Origin of the sequence: Micromonospora sp. CA-259024 (genome assembly GCF_050936255.1) — a bacterium.
Lineage (GTDB): Bacteria > Actinomycetota > Actinomycetes > Mycobacteriales > Micromonosporaceae > Micromonospora.
Genome location: NZ_JBNJND010000001.1, coordinates 1,613,931 through 1,635,492 on the forward strand (window position 1 = coordinate 1,613,931; position 21,562 = coordinate 1,635,492).

The window sequence follows — 21,562 nt, forward strand, 5'->3', positions numbered from 1 at the left end:
GTCGTCAACGGGTGGGCAGCGCGGCGGTGACCCGGATGGCCTTCACGATCGCCGGGATCGAACCGATCAGCAGCACCAGCCCCCAGATGATCGCGATCACCGCGAAGACCAGCGCCGCCACGTCGTCGACGATGCTGACCAGGATCACCGGCACGAGGTTGTGCAGGAATTCCAGCACGACCGTGCAGAGCAGGGTGGTGAGGATCAGCAGGACGAGGCCCTTGTTCTGCAGGAAGCGCGGCTGGGCCAGCACCAGCAGCCCGGCCCACACGAGTTTGAGCAGCAGCACCAACCCGAGCAGCACCGCCGCCTCGCCCACCGGGAAGAACCCCCACAGGGCCAGGTATGCCAGCGTGCCGAACGGGACGGCCAGGAACAGCGACACCATGATGGACAGCTCCACGAACGCGATGACCAGCGCGATCAGCCCGACGATGATCAGGATGATCGAGAAGATCAGGCTGGCGACGCCCTGCACCCGGCCCTGGACGCGTTCGGGCAGCAGCAGCCCCAGGCAGAACAGCCCGGTGCTCCAGACCGCCACCGCGTCGATCAACGCCAGGTAGCCGGTGCCCCGGCCGGACGGTTCGCTGACCCCGGACACGTCGTCGAGCTCCACGTCCAGCGTGCCGGCGCTGTCCGCGAGGGCCGCGCCGGCGTCGGCGCCGCCGAGCAGCAGCCCGGCGCCGAGCTCCACGCCGATCGCCAGGACGATGGCGAGCATGGCCAGCAGCAGGAACGGCTTGCGCAGGTCACCCACGGCGGCACCTTCCTCTCGGGTCAGAACGTGGCCACGACGATCGGGTCAGGACGTGGCCACGACGACCGTGCAGCCACCCAGGACGGGGCAGCTCAGGCCCACCTCGGTGGCCTGGTCGACGGCGACCTTCGCCACCGCACCGGTGCCGTCCGACGCCGGCTCGACCTCGTCGCGGATGGTGAGTTCGGCGTCGCCGGGTGCCGGTGCGACGACCGTGAACTGCGCCGCGCTGCGCAGCACCAGCGTGCGCAACCCGCCGGGGTCGGCGACCCGCACCACGCAGCTACCGGAGAAGACCAGCCGGCCGGTCTCGTCGGCGCAGTCGGCGCGGACCGTGGCCGGGTCCACCGCGGCACGCTCGCCACCCAACGCGGCCAACCGGTCGACCAGCCCGTGCCGGGCACCGGGATCGCCCCGGTCGTCGCGACCCGCGCCGACCGCGACCACGAACAGCGCCACCAGCAGGACGGCGAGCAGCCCCAGCAGCGCCTTCTGCCGGCCACTCATCGCGCCACGGCCCGCGCCACGACCTCGGTGAACCGGATCTCGTCGACGCCCGCGAAGTACCGGTTGGTGCCCTGCGTCTTGCCCACCACCGCCAGCGTGACCCGGTGCGGGCCCTTGGTCAGCCGGACCGTGCCCACGTCCAGCAGTTCCGTCTTGCGCACGGTCGGGGTGAAGCCGAGGAACGCCCCGCCGACCTGGCTGCCGTCGATCGCGAACACCGTGTTGGCGTAGTCGAACGAGGTGGTGCGCACCGCCGCGAAACGCCACGTGCCGTCGGCCGGGATCTGCACCGTCACGGTGACCTGGTCGCCGATGGCCAGCCCCTGGAAGAACAGCTGCTTGTCCCCGGACCAGGTCACCCCGCAGCAGTTGGGTTGCGCCACCACGACCGCACCGCTGGTCCGGGGCGACTCCACCACCGCGCCCTCCACCAGGCTCTCCGCCTCGACGGTGACCACCCTCGGCTCGCCGGGGGCCGGCTCGCCGTCACGGGTCAGCAGCACCACCCCCACGGTCACCACCACCAGCACCAACGCCGCCGCGGCGGCGATCCACAACCACGGGGTACGCCGTGGCGGCGCGACCGCCCGCACCTCGTACGTGACCCGGCCGCTGGAGCGGGAACTCTCCTCCGGCGCGGTGTTCGCCGAGTACGCGAACCCGGTCATGTCGTAGCGCCGGGGCGGGGTGCCGGCCGGCACGGCAAGCTTGATCAGGAACGACACCGAGCCCTGCCCGGGGACCACCCGCTGCGGCTCGGTGACGGTGAACCACGCCCGCTGGGAGCCGTCACCGGGCGCCACGTCGAACACCACCGTGTCCGGTGCGTTGCCCGGGTTGGAGACGGTGAAGGTCAGCTCGCCGCTGTTGCGCGGATCGAGGGTGAACTGCTCGGCGGCGGCGACGACCGCCCACTCGGTGGTCATGACGACTCCTCTTCCAGGACGATCTCGACGGTGGTCGAGGCCGGCTTCTCCGCCTCGACGATGCGGGTGATCACGGCGAGCTGGCCGGCGGCGGCCGGCGGCACCCGCACCACGACGTGAAAGGGCTGCTCGGCGGGTTCGTCGATCGCGAAGCCCCGCATCCCGGTGGCCAGCTCAAGGGCCCTGCGCATGCCGTACGGGGTGCCGCGCCACCGGGCCAGCAGCGCGGCGTTGGCCACCAGGTCGCGCAGCCGGCCCACCGGCAGCGGCAGCGGGGCGTCCGGTCGGGGCGCGGCCACCACGTGGTCCATCGCCACCCAGCGGGTCAACCGCACCACCAGCCCGTCCGGCGCCCGGTACGGGTCGAACAGGGCGTCCACCTCGGCGAGGATCGCCTCGTCCGGCGCGTGTAGCCCCTCCATCACGTCCAGCAGCGCCCAGAGCACGCTGCCCGGCACACAGGCCCGCTGGTAGGCGGCGGGCAGCAGCCGTTCAATCGCCGAGCGCCGCATCGTGGCTCACCACCTCGATGTCGTGCTCGCCGGAGCAGAGCAGCCAGGTGTCCGGGACGGTCACCACGTCGGCGGTGGCCTGGTTCGCGCTGGGCGTCCAGTCGACGGCCCCGGCGCTGCGGTACACGCCGCGTTCGCCGCCGGCCAGGATCAGCCGCTCCGGTGTGCCGCCGCCGGTGGCGCCCCCGCTCACGCTCACGGCGATGGCGTCGACCGGCACGAACCGGGTCCGGTCCCGCAACGGCAACCCGCAGTTGACCGACACCGCCTGCCACTGCGGCCGGGCGGCCAGGGTGTCCAGCCGCAACACCCCGCCACTCTGCGTCGCCGCGAGCGCCAGCGGTCCGGCGAACGTCAGGTCCCGGCAGGTGCCGCCGATCCAGCCGCCCTGCACCGACTGCCACTGCACGTCGGATTCGAACAGCCGGGTGCGGTGACAGCCCTGGCCGGGCCTCTTCGGGTCCGGTTCGCCCGCGCCGCTCCAGAGCAGCGTGGCCGGGCCGTCGTACTGCACGGCGAGGACCCGGTTGTCCACGTTGGAGAGGCCGACGTGCGTGAAGCTGCCGGGCCGGCCGCCGGCGGTCGACAGGTACACCCCGAAGCTCGCCTGCGCGGCCACCGCCACGCCCGGCGCGCCACGCTCCGAGACGAACGCGCGCACCGCGTAGAACCCCCGGTCGGCGTCGGACGGGTCGACCAGGATCTGCAAGGGCACGGCCCCCGGCAGCAGCGACACCTCGTACAGGCCGGTGTCGGTGGCGACCAGCAGCGCGCCCGCGCCGTCGCGGTCCAGCCAGGCCACGTCGGAGATCCGCGAATCCAGGTCGGTGAGCAGCGACCACGTCTCGCCCAGGTCGGTGCTCAGGTGCACCCGGGAGCCGCCGGAGGCCCGCAGCGTCACCACGGCCACCGAGCCGGGACGCGCGACGATGCCCGGCCGTACCGGCGCGGGCGCGGGTGCCACCCGAAGCACCGTCTCACCGTCGAAGCGGCCGGCCGGCTCCCAACCCGCGCCGCCGTTGCTGGAACGGAACAGCACCGGGCCGCGCCCGGCGTACCAGGTGCGGGGCTGGTACTGGTCGACGGCGAGGGCGCGTACCTCGGCGTCGGGCGCCTCGTCGACCACGAACCGGACCGACTCGACGTAGCGCACGCCCGGCTCGGCGTGCTCCAGCAGCCGGTACACGTTGGACGCTCGCAGTGGCTCGCCGAACGGCCAGCCGGTCGGGTTGAGCGCGGTCGGCAGTGGGCTCAACGTCTGGTGCAGCCGGTCGTGGATCCGGCGACGGACCGCGTCCACGTCCTCCTCCCGCCGGACCACCACCCGGGCCCGTACCGACACCGCCTTGAAGCGGGCCCAGGTCGCCCGGGACCGGATGCCGACCATCCGGCGCTCCTCGAGGTCCGCCTCCACCCGGCGCCGCGCCTCGGGCACCTCGTGCTCACGCAGCACCAACACCGGCAGCCGGCCGCCGGGGCGGGCTGCCGGTGGCACGTACGGGACCAGCACCACCTCGACCTCGCCCGGCCGGGCGAAGCTGTACACCGCGGCGCGGGTGAACGCCCGGGCCCGCGCCACCGCGCCGGAGCTGGTGGCCAGCACCTCGAAGTCGCGGGCGGTGACCGCCCGTTGCTGGGCGAAGAACTCGTACGGGCCGCGCAGCAGCACCGACTCCAGCGCCTCCATCTCCCGACCGCCGGCGGCCGGCGCGGGGTTGTCCACGCGTACCCCGGGTAGTGGGTCACGCAGGCTGGTCAGGGTGTCCGCCGCCACGTTGCCGGTGGGCCCGCCGCCGGCCCGGTACCAGAGGCGGACCTGCCTGCCGGCCGGCGGCACGGCCGCCACGGTCACCGGCGTCGGGCCGCTCACCCCGGCAGGTTCGGCGGCGTCGGTCGTGGCCGGGACGGTCTCGCCGGTCGTGGCCGGTCCGTCGTCGCCCGGTGTGACGTGGGGCGTCTCGACGGGCGGTCGCAGATCGAGGGCCGGGGCGAAGGTGAGGGTGCCCGAGCAGCGGTCGACCAGGTAGACCTTGGCCTGCGGGCCGAGCCCGGCGAAGCTGTCCACCGGCCGCCAGATCTCGAACGTGCGGCCGTCGTACTCGCGGGCCGCCGCGCCCAGCTCCACCGTGCCGGCCGGCACCTCCACGCCGAGCAGCAGGTCCAGCGGTTCGGCGGTGTGCGCCAGTGGGGCGCGGGCCGCCCGCAGCACCTGACCCGGCTGGCCGGTGCCCACGCCGAGCAGCTCCGCCTCGACCGGTTCGCAGTGGTGCATCCGTACCGTCACCGACTCCTCGCCCACGGGCAGCAGCGCCGGCTCGGTGGTGACGAACACGACCGGCCGGGGATCCGCGCCGCGGGCCGCCGCGACCCGCAGGCCGGCCGGGATCCGTATCGCGGCGCGGTCGGTGCCGCTGCGGGTGAACCGGACATCCGCCCAGGCCGCCGTGGGCGCGTGCCGGGCGACCCCGAGCAGGTTCAGGAACGAGACGTACGCCTTCTCCGGCAACTGGTTCAGCCGGTAGATCATCACCTCGGTCAGGTGCGCGAACGCCTCCACCAACGCCATGCCCGGGTCGTGCGCCGACAGGTCGGTCCAGGCCGGGCAGGACTGCCGGATCCGTTCCCGAGCCTCGGTGACCAGGTCGAGGAACCCGCGGTCGTCCAGGTGTGGCACGGGCAGCGTCATGAGGATCCTCCCTGCGCGGGTTCGTCGGCCGGGAGCAGGTCCACGGAGAAGACCAGCTGCCCGGGCGTCAGGCTGGCCCGCACCCGGTAGTCCAACCGGATCACCAGCCGCCACCCGTCGTCCGGGTCCGGCCCGGCGTCCACGTCGATCACCTCGACCCGTGGCTCCCAGCGGGCGATGGCCTGCCGGACGTAGTGGATGGCCAGGCCGGCCGTGGTGTCGTCGTTGGGCGCGAAGACCAGCCGGTGCAGCCGGGAGCCGTACCCGGGTCGCATCAGCCGCTCGCCCGGCGTCGTCGACAGGAGCAGGAACAGCGCCTGTCGTACGCTCTCGTCGCCCTCGGTCATCGCCAGGCCGCCGGCCGCGGTGAGCGCCAACCCACCGTTGCGTCCGGCGTCGAAGCCGGCGCCGACGAAGCGGAACGCCCTCATCGGTCCGCCCCCAGGAACCGCTGACGCGGGTCACGCACCGTGTGGTGGACCGCGTTGGGCGGCGTCCCGTTGGTGAACCCCTCCAGGTGCGACAGCACCACCCGATGCCCGTCGACGCGGACCCAGTCGCTGTAACCGACGCGCAGGCTCTCGGTCCTGGTGCACGGCTTGATGGTCGGGCCGTAGTTCGGGCAGGCGACGATCGTGCGTCCCTCCGGGTCGGCGTCCACCAGCACGGGCACGCCGGTGACGGTCACCCACTGCTGCGAGGGCCGGTTCTCGACCCGGCCGTCGTGATCGCAGGTGATCACGGAGTCACGGTGGATCCAGCGCATCAGCCGCCTCCTTCGTGGTGGGCGCGGGCGAGCGAAAGGGCCTGCCGCGCCGCGGTGGTCGGGTCCTCGGTCGACTCGGCGTGCAGGAAGTCCACGCTGCGCGCGCGCACCACCATGGCCCGGCCGGGCGCGGAGATCACCAGGTCGGACGCCGCGTGCAGAGTGGCCAGATCGGGGGTCAGTTCCAGAAAGCTCCCGCCCTCGGTGGCCAGCCGCAGGCTGCGCCGCACGTCGTCGACGACGATCGACTGCCCGCCGGCGGTGCGCAGCGTCCAGCGACGCGCCCGACCGTCGTCGATACCCGCGTCGTGCGGCTCGACGGCGCCGAACAGCGAACCGAGCACGATGCCCGAGGCCGGCTCGCCGCCGGGCAGCACCACCAGCACGGTGTCCTTCGGGTCGGGGAGCGCCACCAGGCCCTTGCCCGGCCCCGCACCGGGGCACAGCACGGCGAGCCAGCCGGCGTCCAGGTCCCCGTACGCCGGCAGGGTCAGCCGGACCCGGCCCAGCCCGTCCGGGTCGGCGACGTCGGTGACGGTGCCGAGGGTGACCACCGCGCCCCCGGTTGGGGTCGATGGGGTGACCGGCGGCATCGTGGAGAACCGCGTCAGGTGCCCGTTGCCGTCGATGGTGTGCACCACCTCGGTCAGCACGTACGCCCCGGCTGCCGGGTCGGGCACACCGCTCAGGTCGATCCGGCGGCCCGGCCGCAGCGCCGGATCACCCTCGGCCACCCCCTCGGCGGTGACCAGTGCCGCCGCGCGGGTGTCCAGCCGCGCCTGGGCCAGCGCCGCCAACTCGTCGTCGCTGCGGCCGGGCTGGTCGACGGCGGTGCGTACCCCGTCGGCACCCACGTCGGCCGGGTCCGGTCGATCGCCGGCCGGACGGCCGCAACGTGCCTCGTCGGCCTGTTGGCTGATCAACTCGGCCCGCTGCGGATGCCAGCCCAGCGCGGCACTGGCACCGCTGGCCTGGTCCGAGTTGGTCGTGAGCCGCAGGGTGTGCACGCCCGCGCCCAGGGTCAGCGCGACCGGCTCCCCGTAGCCGGCGAGAGTGATCAGCCGGATGCCGTCACCGTCGGCGGCCAGGTGCAGCCCGGCCCGGCCGGCCACCTCGCGCAGCAGCTCCAGGTCGCTGTGCCGGTGCTGCAGCAGCCGCTCCAACCGTGGCCCGTCAGCCTCCGCCGTCACGTCCAGCCCCACCTCACCGCACAGCTCCCGGGCCAACTCGGCCGCGGTGACCGAGGTGAAGACCCGCAGCCCCTGCCGTTTACGCAGCCGGTGCAGCGCGTCGTAGGCCCGCAGCCGCAGGACCGCCGCGCCGTCGGCGGCGTACTCGACCTCGACACAGGTGACCTCTCCGGTGAACAGGGCGTCGGTCTGGTCGGCGAGCCGCACGTCGAGCGTCGTGCCGAGGCGGACCGCCGGGTCGAGCGCACCCACGCCGGCGGCGGTGGCGAGCACCAGCTCGGCCTGGGTGGGCTGGTCGAGCCGCGCTGCCACCCGCAGCGAACGGACCCGCTGGCGGGCGGCGCCGGCCAGCTCGGCCCCGTCGAGCAGGACGATCAACGCCCGGGGCGCGGCGCTGCTCACGGCGTACCCCCGGGGCCGGGGCCCGGGTTCGCGCTGGTGAGGATGGGTCCGGTCGACGGTCCGGTCGTGGCGCCCCGGGCGGCGGGCGCGGTGGCGATCGAGGCGCCGACGAACGACGCGCCGGCACCTACCGCGCCGGCCACCGCCCGCGCGACTCCGGCCATGGCACCCGCCACTGTCGACCCGCCCGGGGCGCCCGGCGGCGGGACGGCCAGCGTGGTGCCGGCCGGTACCGCCAGCGGATCGGTGATCCGGTTGTGTTCGGCGAGCAGACGCCAGCGCAGCGGTGAGCCGAGCGCGTCGTTCGCCAGCAGGTCGAAGCGCACACCGGAACGGCCCGGCTCCGCCGCGCCGTCGCCAGCGGCGATCACCGCGCTGCCCGGTGCGGCGGTCGGGGTGCTCGCCGCGGCCAACTCCTCGGCGAAGCCGGCCTCGGCCTGATCGGCTGTCTCGGCAGCCCGGACCAGCTTCAGCCGCAGCCAGGAACGTCGGGGCGAGCCGGTGCCGGTGAACGCGTCGAACCGCTCCGCCACCGCGACGATCACACCGGGCACGTTCCAGGTCTTGCCCCAGACCAACCGGACCAGCGGCGGTCGCAGCCAACCATGCTCGGCGGTGGAGTTCTCCGCCAGCATCCAGAGGGGACGGGTGAGCACCCGGACGTCGGCCGGGCGGACCTGCGCCTCCACGAAGTCGACGTCGAAGAGCAGGTCGAGCACCAGCTCGGTCCGACCGCCGCCGGTGAAGACCAGCGGGTCGTCGGCCAGCCCGGACCCGGTGAGCTGCCCGTCGGCGGCACCCCGGCGGCGTACGCCGGCGAGCCGGGTCACCTGCACGGTCTCCGGGTTGAGCAGGCAGTCCACCCGCTCGCCGGAGGAGTCGATGAGGAAGGCGACGCGTTCCATCAGCCGCCTGCCTGTTCCCGGTCCAGGCGCGCCAGTCGGGCCGCGTCCAACGCCGCACCCGGCACGGTCCACAGGGGCCCGTCGTCCGGCAGTGCCGGCCAGCGGTCGGCGGCGTCAGCCCATCCGTCGCGGACGGCCCCCGCCCCGCCGGTGCCCGGGTCTGGCCCGCCGGCCAGGTTTCCGGACCACGCCGGCTCGTCCGGCAGGGCCGGCCAGGGTCCACGACCGGCGGTACGGGCCAGGCCCGGTGGGCCAGCATTCGGCACGGAGGCCGCGCGAGCCGGACGGGTCACCAGAACCGGTCCGTCGGCCACGCCACGAGCCCGCCGGTGCGGCGGACCGTCAGTCGACACCGTGCCGTCCGGCAGTTGCGCACCGCCATCGGCGTAGCCGTCGGAGGCCGCAGCGGATCGTGGAGGGAGACCGCCCCTGGAGGGGCCGACATCGTCCACGCTCCGGTCCGCACGGGGAGTCGGCGCGGGGTGCGCGGGCCGGCGGTGGGGTCGGTCCGGCTCCCAGGGCGGCACCGGCGGGCCGGGAACCGCCGGGCGGACCATCGGCGGGGCCGGCGTCACCCCGGCCGGACCGGTGCCGCCCCGATCTGTTCCGTTCTGGCCGGCCCGGCTCGGAATGCGTCGACGCGCCGATTCACCCGGTCGGAGTGGTGCGCCTGATCCGGCGGGCCGAGCAGGTCCCGTCGCGGCAGCCGGTCCCGGCGCAGGAGGCCAGGCGGACACCGCGGCCGGGGCCGGTGCGTCAGGCGCGGTGGGCACACCGGGCCCGGTCGTCGAGCCGACACCCCGACGCACGGGCGGTGCCTGCGGCGTGGGTGTTCCGGGCGCCGTGAGCCCCCGCTCCGCCCCGGGCGTTCCACCGCCGCCCGGAGCACCCGCGTGATCCGAGGTGCCGGTCGGACGCGTGCGGCCAGCACCGAACAGGTCGCCACCGCCGTCCCGGGAACCGGGGCCATCCGTGGCCCGTGGCGGTGTGGACCGGTCGGTCGCGCCAGTGTTCCCGGTTCCCGAGGCCACGCCCGTATCGCCGCGCCCGCCGCCCGCACCCCGACCAGGGACGCCACCGCCGGGAGCACGCCGGTCGAACCCGGCCCCACCCGGGAACCCGGCCGAACCCTGACCGTCGGCCGCGCCGGCGGTGGCCCGGTGGCCCGGCTCGCCCGGCCCCGCTGCGTTCGCGGCCGCATCCGCCAGCACGGACGGGTCGTCGTGCCCGTCCTCGGAGCGAGCGTCGGCAGGACCGACCCGGGACGCGTCGAGGTCCAGTTCGCGGAGCAGGCCGGGGGCGTGTGCGGCGACCAGGTCCAGCCAGTGCCGCGGTGGTTCCCCGAACCGGCGGGGAGCCGCCGTGGGCGCGTCCGTCGGCCGGAGCGTCAGGAGCTGCCCGGTCGCCTCTGTGGGGTCGACCCGACCGGCGAGGCGCTGCACCGCCCCGGCCGCCGAGCGCAGCCGGTCGGCCAGCCAGCTACGCGGGAGTCGGCGCGGTGGCACCGCCGGTCTCCAGCTCCAGGCCCTCGTAGCGCAGGGTCAACGAGGCGATGGCGATCTCGTGGCTGAGCGTGTTGAGGTGTGCGCCGCGCCACCGGGTGGGCCAGGCGTCGATCAGGTTCCAGCGCAGCACCTCGGCGGTCCCGACCGAGTCCAGCAGCACGACCGAGACGTTGCGACGGTTGAGCGTGCCCTGGGCGGTGGCGTTCACCCAGTCCCACAGCTCCCGGGAGGCGGTGAGGCCGAAGTGCAGCGTCACCGGCTCGTACTCGGCCTGGCCGGGCACCATCCGCATCCGGCCCAGGCCGTGCTCCCGGTACGGCTGCCCGGGGATGTTCACCTCCAGCCCGGTCATCTCGGTGAAGTGGCCGTTGGTGACGCCGTTGATGAGCAGCCGGAAGTTGTACGCCCGGTACGGGTCGACCGGGGCGCCGGGCTGTGGGGTGGCGGTGGTGGGCATGTCAGCCTCCGATCGTCTCGGTCTCGGTGCCGCCGGCCCACTGGCTCAGCTTGAACACCACGAACTCGGCGGGCTTGACGACGGCGATGCCGATGTGGGCGATCACCATGCCGGCGTCGCGCACGTCGGGCGGGTTGGTCTCCTCGTCGCACTTGACGAAGAACGCCTCCTCGGGGCTGCGCCCGAGCAGCGCGCCGTCGCGCCACACCCGGGTGAGGAACGCCCCGATGTCGCGCCGGATCGAACGCCAGAGGGTGAAGTCGTTGGGCTCGAAGACCATCCACCGGGTGCCGTTGGCGATGGCCTGTTCGATGGCGATGCTGAGCCGCCGGACGTTGAGATAGCGCCACTCGCTGGCCTCGGCTGCGAGCGTACGGGCGCCCCAGACCCGGATGCCCTCGCCGGCGAAGTAGCGGATCACGTTGACGCCCCTGGGGTTGAGCACGTCGTGTTCCGGTCGGGTGACCAGGTAACCCAGGTCGACGGCGCCGCGTACGGGTTCGTTGGCCGGCGCCTTGTGCACCCCGCGCAGGGCGTCGGTGCGGGCCCAGATGCCGGCCAGGTGCCCGCTCGGCGGCGTGAGTTCCAGCTCCCCGCTGATCGGGTCGCGTACCCGCAACCACGGGTAGTAGAAAGCGCCGAACTCGGACTGCCGGGGCCGGTACGCCGCCACCTCAGCCCCGCCCGACCCAGCGGCCGCCCCCTCAGCGGGTTTGGGTGGCTTGCCGGACGACGGCGTGGCGACCCGGGTCAACGCGGAGATGTCGTCGACGTCCGGCGGTGGGTCGCAGATCGCGACCATGGTGCGGGTGCGCTCGGCCATGCTGAGCAGCGCCTCGTGTGACACCACGTCATGGAAACCGGGCGCGGCGATGATGGAGATCTCATCGATGGCCTCCAGCAGTTGCAGGCCGCCGCGCCGCTGCCCGGTGCCGGTGATCGCGCCGCCGTCGCCGACGTTGACCACCCAGCAGCGGGCGCCCCCGTTGTCCAGGAAGCCGAAGACCGCCCGGGCCAGCGGGCTGCTCTCGACCCGCTCCCCGTCGGCGAAGAGCCGCAGGAACTCCGTCCAGTTGTTGACCGGCACCGCCTTGCCCAGTTGGGCGGAGCGGTTCGGGGCGACGCCGACGAAGGCGGCGATGCTGGTGCTCGCCGGGCCGATCGGTCGGGCGCCGCTGGGGACCTCCTCGACATAGATGCCGGGGGAGAAGTAGCTGGGCATCGGTCCTCCTGTGCGGGTGGGCGTCAGTGGGTCGGTGGCGCGCAGACGATGACGATGTCGGGTTCGGCGGGGTCGACGTCGGCGCTGAGCACGAGCCCGCGCCCGGTGAGCCGGAGCCGGACCGGGCTGGGGTGCTCCGGGTCGTGCGGGACGCCGACGAGCAGGAACCGGCCTTCGGGGTCGGTGCGGGTGGCGGAGCCGGTGCCGGGAAGCTCGACCCGCATCGCCGCCAGTGGTTGGTCCTCGGGGCCGACCACCCGGCCGGTGAGGGAACGCACCTCCAGTCGCCGCAGCCGCAGCGGTTGCAGCACCGGCGGGGCGGCCGGGGTCGGGTGGTCCACCTGGGCGGGCACGTCGATCAGCAGTGCCGGGCGAGGTGCGGTGCCGAATGCCGTCCACAGTGGCGCGTCACCGGCCTCCAGGACGACCGGGTAGCTGCCGTCGCCGGTCGCGGCGGTGAGCACCCGGTCCAGTCGGGGCAAGCCGGCTGGACCGGTCACGCAGAGCAGGTAGCGGACCGTGAACCGGTACGGTTCGCGGACCGCGCCGCTGGAGCGGGTCTGTCGGGCCGGGCGCAGCTCCATCGGCCAGAGGGTGAGCCCGGCGGCGTCGCCGTCGGTGCGGGGCGGGCCGATCGGGACGGGTTCCCCCGCCGCGCTGGTCAGCCAGGCGGCCAGTTCGGCGGTGGCCGTCTCGATCGGTCCGCGCCCGTCGGTGCTCATCGCGGCGGCGTCCCCTGGATCCGGTACGCGATGGCCTCGTTCCACACGTGCGGGTAGACGCCGATCTCGAAGTACCGGGTGAACCGGTTGATCGGGGCGTTGGTGTGGTCGTGGTAGAGCAGCCACACCGGGGCGATGGTGAACAGCACGTAGTTCGCCAGCACCAGCGGGATGTAGAGCGGGCCGAGCAGGCGACCCTGGAAGATGTGCACGTCCTCGTGCCGTTGGATGCCGGAGCTGGAGCCGGCGCAGACGGTGCCGATGGTGGTGGCGTAGCGGGGCGAGACCCCCTCCACCACGCTGACCCGGCCGCTGCCCTGCGAGGTGGGCCGGTCCAGCGAGTGGCCGAAGATCAGGTGTACCGCCAGGTAGATGGCCCCGACGACCGTGTTGAGCAGGCTCCAGGTGTGGTCGACGACGAAGAGGAAGATCCCTCGGGCGTCCGAGGCGTACACCGTGGCGGAGGCCACCGACCAGCCGAAGACCGCGCCGAACAGCAGGCCCACCACGGCGCCGATCAGCAGCCCGACCGGGCCGCCGGCGAGGAGGCCGAGCAGGGCGCCGAAGCCGACCTGGACCGCCGCGCTGATGATTCCGAAGACCATGACGTCACCCCTCAGACCCAGGAACGGAAGACTCGGGGCTCACGACCCTGCGCGACCTGGGTCGGCGACGGCTGGGTCGCCTGCCGGTTGCCGGGCGGGAACTGGTTGACGCCGAGCGCGGCGGAGAAGATGACCAGCGCGTTGAAGAACGCGATGATCCACTTCTCGCCGCCGGCGTCGTCGGCGAACGCCGCTGTCACGTAGGACAGCAGGAGCGCGATGCCGATGGCGATCCACTTGCGGAGCTTGTCGCCGCTGGGGCCGATCAGCCCGCCGATGACGTTGGTGGCCAGTAGGGTGGCGGCGCTCGCGCCGGCGAGGCTGCCCAGGGCGGCCCAGGTGAAGAGATCGTTCATGGCGATCCCCCTTTTCTGCGATGGTGCGACCGGGATGTGGTGGTGGTGGTGAGGTTCGGTGCTCCCGGTCGGGAGCACCGGGACCGGTCGCCGCCGTCGGGGGCGGCCGGGGCCGGGCGTGGCCGGCTGAGCCGGCCACCAGGTGGATCAGCCGGGCCCCGGGGCGCCGGCGGGCGGGCCCGGCGGCGGGGTCGGGCCGGGCGGGCCCGGCGGTGGGGTCGGGCCGGGCGCAGCCGGTGCCGCGGGGTGGCGGCGGCGCACCAGGAGTACGCCCACCGCGGCGAGCAGCAGCAGGAGGAGCACGCCGCCGACGACCAGCAGCCAGGGGAACCCGCCGTTGTCGCCGGCGGCGGCCGGCGAGGCGGACGGTCGAGGCGGTGCCTCGGCGACGGCCCGCAGCTCGGTTGGCTTGTCCTGGTTGGGGTCCACCTTCCAACTGACCGACCGACCGTTGACGGTGCCATTGCTGTCGATCACTCGGCCGGGAAATGTCACCGAGATCTCGAACGACATGAGCTTGAGGAATGCCTCCTGCTGCTGCGGATTCTGTTCGGCTATCTTTCCGCCGTATTTCTTCGGGTCCAGCGGCAACGTGAAACGGTAGAATTCGCCGTCTCGGACAAGTTTGACGCTCTCGGTGTCGAAGCCCGCCAGCGGTGCCCTGTGGTAATTGATCTGGGTGCCGAGGAGTTTGCTGTCCTCGTAGCCGGTCTCTTCGCCCGGCGGGAGGGCGGGGATGTTCTGCCGCAGCTCCGCGAAGGCCGCAGAGATGTTCTTGTTACGTGCGCTCAGCAGGTCCTTCTGGGCCGTCAGCAGCAGCTGCCCGTCGACCGTGTCGTCGGCGTTGACGGTGAGGCCCATGTTGAGTTGCATACAACCGCTCAGCGCGGCGAGAAGAAGGAGACACACCGCGACGCGGAGTGCCTTACCGCGGTGGACTCTCCTGTTCATGGGCTCAGTGTGTGTGATCGCTTTCACCATGAGCAGTCAGCGATCGGTCACAAGGCAGTCGCCGATTTTACCGCTGTGCTGTCATGTTCGGCTGAGGCCGATCCCGGTGCAATTGACTACTCTGGAGTTTTGGGCCCAGCCCCTCTTTCGCGGGCCGCGTCGTGCTACATCTGGCCGCGGAGACTGTTCAGGATCTTCTCCGCCGTAGGTCGGTGGTCGGGCCAGTTCGTCACGCGAGCCGCCACGTAGAGGGTCTGTGCCGGGGAGCCCGGTCCCGGTAGCCCGGCCGGCGCCGCCCAGACGTGCTCCATCATCAGGTGCAGGGTCCGGCGGCCCATCCCGTCCGCAGGTGTCAGGACGTCGGCAAGCCAGGTGGTGTCGTCGACGGCCCGGGCGGGCCGGTCCACGAACGGCGGCCGCAACTGGGCCCTGGCCTCGGCATCGCACGGCGACGGGCATGGTGCCAGCAACACGCGTAGCGAGGTCGTCTGGCCGGTCGTGTCGCCGGACCCCTCGGAGCACTCCCACTCGGCTGTCGACGCGGTGCCGGCGCCGGTGCCGGGAAGCCTGAACACCAGGCACCGCCACTCGGTGCCCCTGGGCACCAGAACTGTGACCGGAAGCCCCGGTTCGCCGAGGGGCGCCGCCTCGTCCGCGACGAACCGCGCGCCACCGACGGTTCCGGTGGGGGGCGACATCGCGCGTGGCGTCGACAGTGGATAGTGCGGCGCCGCCGGCAGGGGAGGCATCGACACCGGGGCGGCCAACCGATCCACGACCGCTGCCTGTGCGCGCTCAACCGGCCTGGCGGCGACCTTTCCCAGCGCGTAGCCGCCCACGGAGAGGGCCACGGCGACGAACACCAGCACGGCGCCCGATTCGCTCAGCATCCTGCGTGGCATCGCGCGGCCACCTCCTGCACCAGATTCCGCACGGCCTCGAACATCGCGTCCCGGGACGCGTATGCCGTGTCCAGTTCGGCGACGATCGTCACCGTGCCGATCCGCGCGGTGACCTGCGCCGTCTGCCGTCCGTCGTCGTATGTGCGGCCGTACTCGTAGGACTCATCGCCGATCCGAACGGGCGTCGGACGTGGCCGGCAGGGGAGACAACGCCAGACGCTGACGTCGTCGCGGGCCCGTCGCACTGCGGACTTGCCCTCCGCCCGCGTGTGCCGGTGGTAGCCGAACCAGAGCACCGCCTCGTCCCGGTGGGCGCCCGCACCCACCCAGCCGGAGTACACGCACCAGACGTATCCCTGGCCGCCGGGCTCGGTCGTCGGCTGCGACGCGTCGGGCACCAGTCGAGCGATCGTCTCGGGACGGACGAGGCTGCAGACGTCGACGGCCGGGGGGCGGCTCGGCACGTCGGCGGTCAGCGTCTGCCAGCCGAAGAGGCCCATGCCGACGGTGCCGCCGATGATGAGCGCGTTTCGCAGCCGGTAACCGATCCGCCACCGCATGCTGTCCAAGGGTAGGGCGCCCGCACGCCACTGCCATCGCCTGAGCGCCTACCCGACAGGGACACCTGCCCGGCCTAGGCTGGCGGAATGATCGTTGTCGCGTGCGTACTGCTGGTGGATCCTGACGGCCAACTGCTGCTGCAACTGCGCGACGGCAAAGCCCGCTACCACCCCAACGTGTGGGGGCTGCCCGGCGGGCACGCCGAGGCGGGCGAGACGCCGGAGCAGACCGCCGAGCGGGAGCTGCGGGAGGAGACCGGCCTGCGCGCCGACGGGCCCCTGCACCCGATCGCCGTGCAACCGCTGCCCGAGCTGGGCCGGGTGAAGCACTACTTCCTCGGTTTCACCCGGGCCCGGCAGGAGGACGTGGTGCTCGGTGAGGGCGCGGCGATGGTCTTCGTACCCGGCGAGGAGGTGCTCGACGGCCGACCCTGGACTCCGGGCACCGTCGAGGTGCTGACCCAGTTCCTCACCTCACCCGATTACGCCGCCGCGGTCATCGGCCGCTCGACCACGGAGCCGACTCAGCCGGCCGGAGGTCGCCAGCCCGCGTAGCGGGCCATGCCCCGCAGAGCGGTCCGGGCCGGGGTGAGCCGCAACGCGGTGTCCCGCAGCGCGACGGCGACGGGGTTGCGCAGTTGCTGGCCGTACCGGCCGGCGTTGAAGGCGGCCCGGGCGATGGCCTGACTGCGCGGGCGACGCTGCTCGTCGTACGCCGCCAGGGCGGCCGGCAACCCCTCGGCACCGTCGGCGCAGACGGCACCGAGCACCACCGCGTCCTCGATCGCCTGCCCGGCGCCCTGTCCGAGATTGGGTGTCATCGCGTGGGCGGCGTCGCCGAGGAGCGCCACCCGCCCCCGCACGTACGAGGGCAGCGGCACGGCCAGGTGGTAGATGTCGTTGCGCAGGACGACCCCGGGCGGGGTCGCCGCGAGGAGCGCCGGGACGGGGTCGTGCCAGTCGCCGAAGCGCTCCCGCAGGGCCGCCAGCTCGTCGGGCGCGTGGCCGCCGGGCGGGGCGTTCAGTGCGCCGTACCAGTAGACCTGGCCGCCGCCGAGCGGCACCATGCCGAACTCGGCTCCCGGACCCCAACTGATCGCGACCGGGACCGGGTCGGGAAACGCGATGGCTGCTCGCCAGGCCGTCGACCCCGCGTACGCCGGGGCGGGGTGTTGTGGCCAGAGCTGGGCGCGGATCCGGCTGCGCAGGCCGTCGGCGGCGACCACCAGATCGGCGGTCACGGTCTGGGAGCCGGCGTGGCCTCGATAGTGCACCTCGGCGCGGCCCGGGCCGGACTCCACGTGCTCCACCTCGGCATCCGTCCGCAGCGACGAGGCGGGCAGTGCCTCGCGCAGGGCGCGGTGCAGCATGGCCCGGTGTACGCCCACTGCCGTGGTGCCCAACTGCCGGGTCAGCTCCGCCCCGTCCACCCGGGACAGCCACCGCCCGCGCCGGTCGCGGATCCCGCCGGGCGCCTCGGCGTGCCCACCCCGGCGCACGGCCGGGCCGAGGCCGAGGGCGTCGAGCCCGCGCAGCGCGTTGGCCATGAGGGTCAGACCGGCGCCGACCTCGCGCAGCTCGGCGGCGCGTTCCAGCACGGTGACCCGCCACCCGCGCCGGTGCAGGGCGAGCGCCGCGCTCAACCCTCCGATTCCAGCGCCCACCACCACGGCGTGTGAGTCGTCCATGTCGACCACCCCTTCTACAGCTGTAGAAGAGTGATACTACCTGCGGACCTCGGGAAGGGGAGTGCCGTGACGGCCCGGACGAACCGGATCGCGTTGCTGGCCGACGCGGCCATCGAGTTGATCGCCGACGGTGGCATGCGCGCGCTGACCCACCGGGCGGTCGACGGCCGCGCCGGAATGCCGCCCGGCACCACCTCGGCGTACCTGCGGACCCGACAGGCGCTGATCGAGGCGGTGGTCGGGCGGCTCGCCGAACGCGACCGGGACGACCTGGCGGCGTACGACCTGCCGACCGGTCCGCCACCTCCGCCACCCGCCCCCCGGCTCGACGGCACCGACCTCGACCAGCTCGCCGCCGGCGTGGCCCAGGTGCTCGACCGGTGGTTGAGCACCGGGCGCAGCCGGACGCTGACCCGCTACGCCTGCCTGCTGGAGGCGGTGCACCGGCCGGAACTGCGTGGCATCCTGCAGCACGGCACCGGCCTGCGCGTGCAGGCCCGGGACCTGCTGACCCGCGCCGGGGCCACGGACCCCGACCGGCAGGGCGACCAGTTCGTCGCGTTCGTGGACGGGCTGCTCTTCGATCGGCTGGTCGGCGCGGGCGCGCTCAGCGCCCCGCAGGCCGGAAGCGCGGCCAGCCGTGCCGACCTGAGCGCCGCGGTCCGTACGCTGCTACGCGCCCTGACCGGGAGCTGACCGCCCGGATCGGTCCGATCCGGCGTCGGCGCCTGGGGACGGGGTCGCGGAGCAGCCCGGTGGGCAGGTCCGTCGCGTGATGGGAGACGATCACGAGGGCGCTTCCGGCGCCGTGAGCCACCGGCGGGGTGCCGGCGCGCGGCGTACGGGGAGGTGGACGAGGTGCGGTTCAGCGGCCTGCGGACGGCCGGCGGGCGGCTGCGGCACGGCTGGCGGCCGGTGCTGGAGGCGACCGTCGCGGCGACCGTGGCGTGGCTGCTGGCCACCCGGTTGCTCGGGCATCCGCAGCCCTTCTTCGCGCCGGCCGCCGCGCTCATCGTTCTCGGTCAGGCTCGGGGGCAGCGCATCCGCCGGGCCGTCGAGGTCGTCCTCGGGGTCGCCGCCGGGGTGCTGGTCGCGGACCTGGTGGTGCAGGCGCTCGGCCCGGGCAGCACCTGGACCGTCTTCACCGTCATCCTGCTCACCGTCCTCCTCGCGGTGGCCTTCGGCGCCACCGGCGTGACGTTGGTGCAGGCCGCGGTCTCCGCGCTCTACCTGGTGGTGGTCGCACCGCCGAACGGGTCGCTGGTGCCGTTCCGTTTCGTCGACGCGCTGGTCGGTGGTGTGGTCGCCCTCGCGGCCAGCCTCCTGGTCGACGCCCGACGCCCGCTGGCCCCACTGGTCGTCGAGGTACGCCGGACCTTCGACGAGCTGGCCGGGCTGCTGGGCGGCATCGCCGACGCGCTGGACCACCGCGACGAGGCGGCCGCGACTGCCGCGCTGACGCGGGCCCGGGGGATGGACGCCAGGGTGGCCGGGTTGCGCGAGGGAGTGCTGGCCGCCGGTGAGGCGCTGCGGCTCAACGTACGTCGGCGTCGGCACATCGGCCGGCTGAGGTCGGTGGACGAGTCGATCCGACAGACCGACTACGCCGTACGCAACGTCCGGGTGTTGGCGCGCGCCGGTGTGACGCTCAGTCGCTCGCACACCCCGGCGCCACCCGAGCTGGGCTCCGCCCTGCGGTCGCTTGCCGAGGCGGTCGGCCAGGCCGGCGCCGCCCTCGCCGCCGACCTGAACGGGCAGGACGAGGCCGCGGACCGGCACGCCACCCGAGCCGACGAGTCGGCGCTGGCCGCGGTGCACATCGCCGGGGCGCTCTTCGGCTCCACCCAGACCCTCCCGCTCGCGATGATCATCGGTCAGGTCCGTGCCACGGCCATCGACCTGCTGCGTGGCGTCAACCCCGAGGACGACGCCGCCGTTCTCGCCCGCGTCGACGAAGCCCTCGGCCTCCCCGCCGTCTGACGCCGTCAGAGTGGGGTTGCGGTTGTCAGCCAGGTGATGGCTCTGTCGCGGATGGGGGCGGGGATCTCGTGGCCGCCCTGGAACTCTTCGTAGGTGACGTCGTAGCCGAGGCCGTGCAGGTCCGGCACGAGCCGGCGGCTGCACATGTCGATCGGCAGCACCCGGTCGTCGACTCCGTGCGAGATGAATATCCGCGGGTGGCCGTGGGTGGTCGGTGGCGCGGCGAAACCAGGGGAGAAGGCCAGCACCGCGTCGACCAGGCCGCCGTTGGCCAGCCCCAACGACAAGGCGTACGAGGCACCGTCGGAGAAGCCGCCGAGCGTCACGTCGCGCACCGGGTAGCCGTCGAAGACGGTCGCCAGCAACCCGTCGATACGCCCCACGTCCGCCCCGAAGCCACCGGCGATCAGATCCCAACTTGCCGCCGACGACTGCGGGGCGACCAACAGCAGGTGGTGCGCGTCCGCGACGGGCAGCAGCAGGTCCAGCCCCTGCCGCGCCGAGCCCCCCGCACCGTGCAGAAGCAGCACCAACCGGTACGCCGAACCGTCGGCTGCCGGCTCCGGGGCGTACGCCATCGCCGGCCGGCGACCGTCGGGGCCGGTCATCGGCACGAACCCGGTGGGCCCCGGTGTTGTCGGCGAACGGCGGCGCGCGGTCAACCGGCCGTGCCGGGGATCCTCCGCCGGGTCCGGGTACGGCGGCGCGGCGTCGGACACGGCTCACCACTCCTCGCGGTCGACGGAACGTCCGACGCGGTTACCCGGCCCGCCGCGGGTTAACCGGCGGCGGGCTCAGGCGCTGACGCGGGCCACCAGGGCGGTCAGGCCCAGCCGCGACACCAGGGCGGTCACGCGCTGGCGCGGGCCACCAGGGTGGACGGGAAGAGAGTCACCCGAGCGGCCGGACGCCCGTCCAGCAGGGCGGTCACGGCGGCGACGGCGATCCGCCCCACCGGGTGGCTCGCCGTGGTCAGCGCCGGGGCGGTCATCCCGGCCAACGGGATGTCGTCGAAGCCGGCCACCGCGACATCGCCCGGCACCCGCACACCGGCGTCCCGCAGCGCCGCGATCACCCCGAGCGCGGTGTCGTCGCTGATCGCGTAGATCGCGTCGACGTCCGGCCAGCGGCGCAGCGCCTCGTCGGCCGCCACCCGACCGCGTGCCGCCGTGAAGTCGCCGGGCAGAATCCGCTCCGGCAGGCCGGCCTGGCGCATGAGCCGGCGGTACGTCTCCACGGGGCGTTGCGCGCAGGGCAGCCACCGGGGGCCGGTCACCATGGCGATCCGGCGGCGACCCGTGGCGTACAGGTGACGAAGCACCGCGTCGGACCCGGCGCCGTTGTCGACGTCGAACGACGGCACGGTCGCCGAGCCGATGCCGATCGAGACGATCCGGCCGTGTAGCGACCGTGGCACCGCCTCCAGCAGATCCTCGGTGGTGTTGACCAGAATCACCCCGCACACGCTGCGATCGGCGGCGAGTTGGTCGAGGCCGCGCGGCTCGCCGAGCCGCAGCCAGTGCAGCGCCACCCCGACGCCAGCGGGCGTGCACACCCGGGCGGCCGAGCCGACCACCCGATGGACGTACGGGTCGTCCAGCACCGCCGCGCTGGTCCCCAGAACGGTCACCACCAGTCGTACGCCGCCGCCGCGGACCAGCGCCCGGGCGGCCGGGTTGGGCACGTAGCCGAGCTGGTCAACGGCTTGCGCGACCTGCTCTCGGGCGGCCGGCGAGGCGAACCCCGTGCCGGCGATCACCCGCGACGCGGTGGACCGGGACACCCCGGCGACCCGCGCGACGTCCTCGAGAGTGGCCGGTCGGTGTGGCGCTGCCGTCATCGTTGCCTCCTGCGGCGGCCCATCCGGTCGGACAAACGCCTATCCCATCATGCCCCCGCCGCTCTGCCAGCGGTAAGGGGCGGCTGCCGCTTGTGGTGGTAGCGCTCTCAGGTGTGCGAT

General features: G+C 73.8%; 24 protein-coding genes. 3 read left to right on the plus strand and 21 right to left on the minus strand.

Annotated elements, in window-relative coordinates:
* Window positions 1-4 precede the first annotated feature (4 nt).
* From ACQEUX_RS06665 to ACQEUX_RS06750, 18 genes are all read right to left on the minus strand, one after another.
* Window positions 5-760, minus strand: coding sequence for a hypothetical protein (locus ACQEUX_RS06665; protein WP_433042767.1), 756 nt, complete (start codon window positions 758-760; stop codon window positions 5-7).
* Window positions 761-805: 45 nt separating this feature from the next.
* Window positions 806-1,267 (minus strand): hypothetical protein, encoded by a 462-nt coding sequence (locus ACQEUX_RS06670; protein WP_433042770.1) that lies wholly within the window; start codon window positions 1,265-1,267, stop codon window positions 806-808.
* Window positions 1,264-2,193 (minus strand): hypothetical protein, encoded by a 930-nt coding sequence (locus ACQEUX_RS06675; protein ID WP_433042773.1) that lies wholly within the window; start codon window positions 2,191-2,193, stop codon window positions 1,264-1,266. The genes ACQEUX_RS06670 and ACQEUX_RS06675 overlap by 4 nt, the downstream gene beginning before the upstream one ends.
* Complete coding sequence (locus ACQEUX_RS06680; protein WP_433042776.1) at window positions 2,190-2,705, minus strand: phage tail protein; 516 nt, start codon at window positions 2,703-2,705, stop codon at window positions 2,190-2,192. The genes ACQEUX_RS06675 and ACQEUX_RS06680 overlap by 4 nt, the downstream gene beginning before the upstream one ends.
* Window positions 2,686-5,391, minus strand: a complete 2,706-nt coding sequence (locus ACQEUX_RS06685; protein WP_433042779.1) for a putative baseplate assembly protein — start codon at window positions 5,389-5,391, stop codon at window positions 2,686-2,688. The genes ACQEUX_RS06680 and ACQEUX_RS06685 overlap by 20 nt, the downstream gene beginning before the upstream one ends.
* A complete protein-coding gene (locus ACQEUX_RS06690; protein ID WP_433042782.1) occupies window positions 5,388-5,822 on the minus strand; it encodes a GPW/gp25 family protein in 435 nt (144 codons plus the stop codon). The genes ACQEUX_RS06685 and ACQEUX_RS06690 overlap by 4 nt, the downstream gene beginning before the upstream one ends.
* The gene (locus ACQEUX_RS06695; RefSeq protein ID WP_433042785.1) at window positions 5,819-6,157 is read right to left on the minus strand and encodes a hypothetical protein; all 339 of its coding nucleotides are present in this window, start codon (window positions 6,155-6,157) and stop codon (window positions 5,819-5,821) included. Before ACQEUX_RS06695 ends, ACQEUX_RS06690 begins: the two co-directional genes overlap by 4 nt.
* Window positions 6,157-7,749 carry a contractile injection system protein, VgrG/Pvc8 family gene (locus tag ACQEUX_RS06700; protein ID WP_433042788.1) on the minus strand — a complete coding sequence of 531 codons (1,593 nt, stop codon included), beginning with the start codon at window positions 7,747-7,749 and terminating at the stop codon, window positions 6,157-6,159. Before ACQEUX_RS06700 ends, ACQEUX_RS06695 begins: the two co-directional genes overlap by 1 nt.
* Window positions 7,746-8,654, minus strand: coding sequence for a hypothetical protein (locus tag ACQEUX_RS06705; protein WP_433042791.1), 909 nt, complete (start codon window positions 8,652-8,654; stop codon window positions 7,746-7,748). Before ACQEUX_RS06705 ends, ACQEUX_RS06700 begins: the two co-directional genes overlap by 4 nt.
* Window positions 8,654-8,968 (minus strand): hypothetical protein, encoded by a 315-nt coding sequence (locus tag ACQEUX_RS06710; RefSeq protein ID WP_433042794.1) that lies wholly within the window; start codon window positions 8,966-8,968, stop codon window positions 8,654-8,656. Before ACQEUX_RS06710 ends, ACQEUX_RS06705 begins: the two co-directional genes overlap by 1 nt.
* 1,165 nt (window positions 8,969-10,133) lie before the next feature.
* Window positions 10,134-10,616: a phage tail protein gene (locus tag ACQEUX_RS06715; protein WP_030327509.1), complete on the minus strand. Its 483-nt coding sequence runs from the start codon at window positions 10,614-10,616 to the stop codon at window positions 10,134-10,136.
* 1 nt (window position 10,617) lies between these two features.
* A complete protein-coding gene (locus tag ACQEUX_RS06720) occupies window positions 10,618-11,838 on the minus strand; it encodes a phage tail sheath family protein (protein ID WP_433042799.1) in 1,221 nt (406 codons plus the stop codon).
* A gap of 23 nt (window positions 11,839-11,861) precedes the next feature.
* Window positions 11,862-12,560, minus strand: coding sequence for a carboxypeptidase-like regulatory domain-containing protein (locus tag ACQEUX_RS06725; protein WP_433042802.1), 699 nt, complete (start codon window positions 12,558-12,560; stop codon window positions 11,862-11,864).
* A complete protein-coding gene (locus tag ACQEUX_RS06730) occupies window positions 12,557-13,165 on the minus strand; it encodes a glycine zipper family protein (RefSeq protein WP_433042805.1) in 609 nt (202 codons plus the stop codon). Before ACQEUX_RS06730 ends, ACQEUX_RS06725 begins: the two co-directional genes overlap by 4 nt.
* 11 nt (window positions 13,166-13,176) lie before the next feature.
* On the minus strand, window positions 13,177-13,521 hold the full coding sequence (locus tag ACQEUX_RS06735; RefSeq protein WP_089020759.1) for a hypothetical protein: 345 nt from the start codon (window positions 13,519-13,521) through the stop codon (window positions 13,177-13,179).
* 147 nt (window positions 13,522-13,668) lie between these two features.
* Window positions 13,669-14,472, minus strand: a complete 804-nt coding sequence (locus ACQEUX_RS06740) for an LppM family (lipo)protein (protein ID WP_433042808.1) — start codon at window positions 14,470-14,472, stop codon at window positions 13,669-13,671.
* A gap of 164 nt (window positions 14,473-14,636) precedes the next feature.
* A complete protein-coding gene (locus ACQEUX_RS06745) occupies window positions 14,637-15,374 on the minus strand; it encodes a hypothetical protein (RefSeq protein WP_433042811.1) in 738 nt (245 codons plus the stop codon).
* Window positions 15,356-15,934, minus strand: coding sequence for a hypothetical protein (locus ACQEUX_RS06750; RefSeq protein WP_433042813.1), 579 nt, complete (start codon window positions 15,932-15,934; stop codon window positions 15,356-15,358). The genes ACQEUX_RS06745 and ACQEUX_RS06750 overlap by 19 nt, the downstream gene beginning before the upstream one ends.
* 87 nt (window positions 15,935-16,021) lie before the next feature.
* Between ACQEUX_RS06750 and ACQEUX_RS06755 the strand changes: the two genes are divergently transcribed.
* Window positions 16,022-16,489, plus strand: coding sequence for an NUDIX hydrolase (locus ACQEUX_RS06755; protein WP_433042816.1), 468 nt, complete (start codon window positions 16,022-16,024; stop codon window positions 16,487-16,489).
* Here the strand turns inward: ACQEUX_RS06755 and ACQEUX_RS06760 are convergent.
* Complete coding sequence (locus ACQEUX_RS06760; protein WP_433042819.1) at window positions 16,459-17,622, minus strand: FAD-dependent oxidoreductase; 1,164 nt, start codon at window positions 17,620-17,622, stop codon at window positions 16,459-16,461. The two genes, ACQEUX_RS06755 and ACQEUX_RS06760, sit on opposite strands and share 31 nt — an antisense overlap.
* 66 nt (window positions 17,623-17,688) lie before the next feature.
* Here ACQEUX_RS06760 and ACQEUX_RS06765 point away from each other — a divergent pair, with 66 nt between their 5' ends.
* Window positions 17,689-18,318, plus strand: coding sequence for a TetR/AcrR family transcriptional regulator (locus ACQEUX_RS06765; protein WP_433042822.1), 630 nt, complete (start codon window positions 17,689-17,691; stop codon window positions 18,316-18,318).
* A gap of 162 nt (window positions 18,319-18,480) precedes the next feature.
* Window positions 18,481-19,602: an FUSC family protein gene (locus ACQEUX_RS06770; RefSeq protein ID WP_433042825.1), complete on the plus strand. Its 1,122-nt coding sequence runs from the start codon at window positions 18,481-18,483 to the stop codon at window positions 19,600-19,602.
* Between the two features lie 5 nt (window positions 19,603-19,607).
* Here ACQEUX_RS06770 and ACQEUX_RS06775 read toward each other — a convergent pair whose 3' ends face one another.
* On the minus strand, window positions 19,608-20,321 hold the full coding sequence (locus tag ACQEUX_RS06775; protein WP_433042828.1) for an alpha/beta hydrolase: 714 nt from the start codon (window positions 20,319-20,321) through the stop codon (window positions 19,608-19,610).
* A gap of 131 nt (window positions 20,322-20,452) precedes the next feature.
* Entirely contained in the window at window positions 20,453-21,442 is a 990-nt protein-coding gene (locus ACQEUX_RS06780; protein ID WP_433042831.1) for a LacI family DNA-binding transcriptional regulator, read from the minus strand.
* Between the last annotated feature and the right edge of the window lie 120 nt (window positions 21,443-21,562).

Excerpts from the sequence above, each read along its gene's own strand:
- ACQEUX_RS06745 (WP_433042811.1), bottom strand. The coding sequence starts at position 15,374 with ATGCCACGCAGGATGCTGAGCGAATCGGGCGCCGTGCTGGTGTTCGTC.
- ACQEUX_RS06670 (WP_433042770.1), bottom strand. The coding sequence starts at position 1,267 with ATGAGTGGCCGGCAGAAGGCGCTGCTGGGGCTGCTCGCCGTCCTGCTG.
- ACQEUX_RS06685 (WP_433042779.1), bottom strand. The coding sequence starts at position 5,391 with ATGACGCTGCCCGTGCCACACCTGGACGACCGCGGGTTCCTCGACCTG.
- ACQEUX_RS06695 (WP_433042785.1), bottom strand. The coding sequence starts at position 6,157 with ATGCGCTGGATCCACCGTGACTCCGTGATCACCTGCGATCACGACGGC.
- ACQEUX_RS06760 (WP_433042819.1), bottom strand. The coding sequence starts at position 17,622 with ATGGACGACTCACACGCCGTGGTGGTGGGCGCTGGAATCGGAGGGTTG.
- ACQEUX_RS06720 (WP_433042799.1), bottom strand. The coding sequence starts at position 11,838 with ATGCCCAGCTACTTCTCCCCCGGCATCTATGTCGAGGAGGTCCCCAGC.
- ACQEUX_RS06680 (WP_433042776.1), bottom strand. The coding sequence starts at position 2,705 with ATGCGGCGCTCGGCGATTGAACGGCTGCTGCCCGCCGCCTACCAGCGG.
- ACQEUX_RS06715 (WP_030327509.1), bottom strand. The coding sequence starts at position 10,616 with ATGCCCACCACCGCCACCCCACAGCCCGGCGCCCCGGTCGACCCGTAC.
- ACQEUX_RS06690 (WP_433042782.1), bottom strand. The coding sequence starts at position 5,822 with ATGAGGGCGTTCCGCTTCGTCGGCGCCGGCTTCGACGCCGGACGCAAC.
- ACQEUX_RS06755 (WP_433042816.1), top strand. The coding sequence starts at position 16,022 with ATGATCGTTGTCGCGTGCGTACTGCTGGTGGATCCTGACGGCCAACTG.
- ACQEUX_RS06705 (WP_433042791.1), bottom strand. The coding sequence starts at position 8,654 with ATGGAACGCGTCGCCTTCCTCATCGACTCCTCCGGCGAGCGGGTGGAC.
- ACQEUX_RS06750 (WP_433042813.1), bottom strand. The coding sequence starts at position 15,934 with ATGCGGTGGCGGATCGGTTACCGGCTGCGAAACGCGCTCATCATCGGC.
- ACQEUX_RS06730 (WP_433042805.1), bottom strand. The coding sequence starts at position 13,165 with ATGGTCTTCGGAATCATCAGCGCGGCGGTCCAGGTCGGCTTCGGCGCC.
- ACQEUX_RS06675 (WP_433042773.1), bottom strand. The coding sequence starts at position 2,193 with ATGACCACCGAGTGGGCGGTCGTCGCCGCCGCCGAGCAGTTCACCCTC.
- ACQEUX_RS06780 (WP_433042831.1), bottom strand. The coding sequence starts at position 21,442 with ATGACGGCAGCGCCACACCGACCGGCCACTCTCGAGGACGTCGCGCGG.
- ACQEUX_RS06740 (WP_433042808.1), bottom strand. The coding sequence starts at position 14,472 with ATGAACAGGAGAGTCCACCGCGGTAAGGCACTCCGCGTCGCGGTGTGT.
- ACQEUX_RS06735 (WP_089020759.1), bottom strand. The coding sequence starts at position 13,521 with ATGAACGATCTCTTCACCTGGGCCGCCCTGGGCAGCCTCGCCGGCGCG.
- ACQEUX_RS06725 (WP_433042802.1), bottom strand. The coding sequence starts at position 12,560 with ATGAGCACCGACGGGCGCGGACCGATCGAGACGGCCACCGCCGAACTG.